Source organism: Paraburkholderia sp. NMBU_R16 (assembly GCF_013282575.1).
Taxonomy (GTDB): domain Bacteria; phylum Pseudomonadota; class Gammaproteobacteria; order Burkholderiales; family Burkholderiaceae; genus Trinickia.
The window spans coordinates 1-249 of the sequence record NZ_JAAAYE010000521.1 but is presented as its reverse complement, the minus strand read 5'-3'; the positions used below and the strand labels follow the sequence as shown (position 1 = coordinate 249).

1 pseudogene is annotated in these 249 nt (G+C 55.0%); it reads left to right on the top strand.

Features of this window, described 5'->3' with window-relative positions:
* Positions 1-117: pseudogene (locus GWC77_RS28965) on the top strand (IS6 family transposase); the annotation flags it as partial.
* Between the last annotated feature and the right edge of the window lie 132 nt (positions 118-249).

The window sequence follows — 249 nt, the reverse complement described above, 5'->3', positions numbered from 1 at the left end:
TGCGCGCGCATCATCCTGGCCGGCATTGAGATCATGCACATGATCCGCAAAGGCCAAATGAAGGGTGACCACGCCACTCGAACGGTCGCCGCGCAGTTCTATTCGCTGCTTATGTAAGGACTCCTAACAGCTTGCTGAAATACCCCTCGTCAGCGAGCGCGTACCTTTCGTCGGCTCGTCGAGCCAGTCGATTTTTCGGGATATGGAAATCTGGGCCTCATTTCAGGGATTTCTGATGGTCTGAGGCTC